Consider the following 1,919-nt stretch of genomic DNA (forward strand, 5'->3'; position numbering starts at 1 on the left):
TGCCGGCCCCGTTGGCGGCGGCTATCACCGCGGCTATATCCGCGCGCAGCACCATTTCGCCAGGATCATCCGGATAGCCCGTATCGATATTGATGGTGCCGTCGCGGTCGAGGAACAGCGCCGGAGAGCCGGCGGCGAACACCTTTGAGCCGACCTGCTCGACCCACAGGCCCGGCTCAGCCAGCGGATAGCGGCCAGAGGTCGTGGGATCAGCCATTGCTGAGGCGCGCTTCGACCACCTCGCACAGATGATGATAAAGGCACAGATGCCCCTGCTGGATGATCGGCGTCGAGGTCGACGGAACGTTGAGCAGGATATCGGACAGAGGTTTCAGCTTGCCGCCGGTATCGCCGGTCATGCCGATCACCGTCATGTCCATCCTCCGTGCCTGTTCGGCGGCGGCGAGGATGCTCGGCGAATTGCCGCTGGTCGAGATTGCCAGAAGCACGCCGCCGGCCGCGCCATGCGCCTCGACCTGGCGCGAAAACACCGTGTCGAAGCCATAGTCGTTGCCCCAGGCGGTCAGCACCGCCGCATTGGCCGGCAGCGCGATGACATTGTAGGCCTTGCGCTCCTTGAGAAAGCGGCCGACCAGTTCGCCGGCAATGTGGATGGCGTCGCTGGCCGAGCCGCCATTGCCGGCGATGAGCAAGGCCTTCCCCGACGAAAGCGCCGTCACCACCGCGCTCGCCGCCCGCTCCATCTCACCGGTCAGGTCCCGTTCGACCATGGCTGATATGGCAGCCGCCGAGCGGACAAGGTAATCGTTCAAGTCGGACATGAAACCCTCAGTTTGTGGTGCCGCCGGCGCGCAATTTGCCAATGGTGTTGGTGGTGCTTTTTCCAGCGACGAGATCGACCAGCACGACGCGTCCGCCGGCCTTCTGCACCACATCGGCGCCGACCACGGTATCGACCGTGTAATCGGCGCCCTTGACCAGTATGTCGGGCAGCAGCGCTTCGATCAGCGCCAGCGGCGTATCTTCCTCGAACACCACGACCGCGTCGACCGAGGCGAGTGCTGCCAGCACGCAGGCGCGGTCGTGCTGGTCGTTGACCGGCCGGCCGGCGCCCTTCAGGCGCCGCACCGAGGCATCGCTGTTGAGGCCGAGCACCAGCCGGTCGCACTGGCTTCGCGCCGCGTGCAGCAAGCTGACATGGCCGGCATGCAGGATGTCGAAGCAACCATTGGTGAAGCCGACGCTCAGGCCCTCTTCCTTCCACGCCGCCACCATGCGGGCGGCCGATGTGGCGTCGAGGATGGCGTCCTTGTGGGCGGTCGGCCCATGTGAACGGAACAGCGCGCCGGTGAGTTCCTCGACCGTCAGCCGCGCTGTGCCGCGTTTTCCCACAACGACGCCACCAGCGGCATTGGCGATCGAAGCGGCCATGACCGTATCGGCGCCTACGGCCAGCGCCAGCGCGAAGCTCGCGATCACCGTATCGCCGGCGCCCGAAACGTCGAACACTTCGCGCGCCTGGGTGGCGATGTGGCGCGCCTCGTCGGGGCCGACCACGCTCATGCCCTTTTCGCTGCGCGTCGCAACGACGAAATCGAAACCATGTGCCGAAATCAGCTGGCGCGCGGCAGCCACGATCTCGTCATCGGCGAACACCGCATGGCCGACGGCCTCGCCGAGTTCCTTGCGGTTGGGGGTGATGGCGGTCGCCCCGGCATAGCGCGCGTAATCGCGGCCCTTCGGGTCGACCAGCACCGGCTTTCCAGCCTCGCGGCAGATGGCGATCAAGTCGCCGGCGACGCCGTCGAGCAGGATGCCTTTGCCGTAATCGGACAGGATGACGATGTCGGCGTGCGCCAGCGCGGCGCGGAAATGGCGGATCAGGCCGGCTCGCTCCGCGGCGCCGAGCGGCTTGATCTCCTCTTCATCGAAACGCAGCACCTGCTGGTTGAGCGCGC

The 1,919-nt window shown here is 66.4% G+C and carries 2 protein-coding genes and 1 pseudogene; all 3 read right to left on the reverse strand.

From position 1 onward, the window contains the following. Positions 1-217 (reverse strand): annotated as a pseudogene (locus EN969_RS26615) (HAD family hydrolase); the annotation flags it as partial. Next, a complete protein-coding gene (locus tag EN969_RS26620; RefSeq protein WP_024504153.1) occupies positions 210-782 on the reverse strand; it encodes an SIS domain-containing protein in 573 nt (190 codons plus the stop codon). The gene EN969_RS26620 and the pseudogene EN969_RS26615, both read right to left, overlap by 8 nt. A 7-nt stretch (positions 783-789) precedes the next feature. Then, positions 790-1,919: D-glycero-beta-D-manno-heptose 1-phosphate adenylyltransferase (gene rfaE2 / locus EN969_RS26625; RefSeq protein ID WP_245467509.1), on the reverse strand; the 1,130-nt coding region annotated here is incomplete at its 5' end.

This window comes from Mesorhizobium sp. M7A.F.Ca.CA.003.01.2.1, assembly GCF_003998945.1.
Classification (GTDB): Bacteria; Pseudomonadota; Alphaproteobacteria; order Rhizobiales; family Rhizobiaceae; genus Mesorhizobium; species Mesorhizobium ciceri.